This is a genomic window from Streptococcus pseudopneumoniae (assembly GCF_038148935.1).
Lineage (GTDB): Bacteria > Bacillota > Bacilli > Lactobacillales > Streptococcaceae > Streptococcus > Streptococcus pseudopneumoniae_U.
Genome location: NZ_JBBJZX010000204.1, coordinates 1 through 604, shown reverse-complemented (window position 1 = coordinate 604; position 604 = coordinate 1). Strand labels below are relative to the sequence as shown.

Genomic DNA, 604 nt, shown 5'->3' with positions numbered 1-604 from the left:
AGACTCAGAGTAAGACAATAGCTGCTCTAAATTTTCTACATCAATATTCTTTGATAATTCAGCTATAGCTAAATCATAATCTAAAATTTCATTGCCGATACTTAAGATTGCATCTCTAAATCGAGGATTTTCTTTTTCTAAATCTGGTAAATAAGAGTTTCGAATACGATTGCGAAAATAATGATTTTTCTTATTTGATGTATCTTCAAAGTGAAAAATTGGTGGAAAGTCTTTTTTCTGAAAATGCAAGAAGGGCCGAATTATTTCTATCTCTCCGACTACTTGCTTCTCCTTAATTCCTGATAGATAGCGCAAACGAGTACCTCGAATCAAGCGCATTAAAATCGTTTCCACCTGGTCATCCGCATGGTGGGCAGTGACTAAGGCTGTCGCACCTGTCTTTTTCATGACCTCTTGAAAAAAATCATAGCGAAAATTTCGTGCACGCGCTTCTGAAAATTCTCCTGAAAAATTGCTGACATAAATAGGAAGCTCTGCTTCAGCAGCCAACTTCCTTAATTCCTTTTCTTCCCAATCTGATTCAATTCTCTGCTTATGATTCACATGGGCTAGAATCAATTCAATTTCTAACTCTTTTTGATAC

General features: G+C 35.9%; 1 protein-coding gene. It reads right to left on the bottom strand.

Annotated elements, in window-relative coordinates; all coding sequences use genetic code 11:
• Window positions 1-604 (bottom strand): tRNA lysidine(34) synthetase TilS (gene tilS / locus WKI42_RS10610; protein WP_368081904.1); only part of this gene is annotated, 604 nt, incomplete at both ends.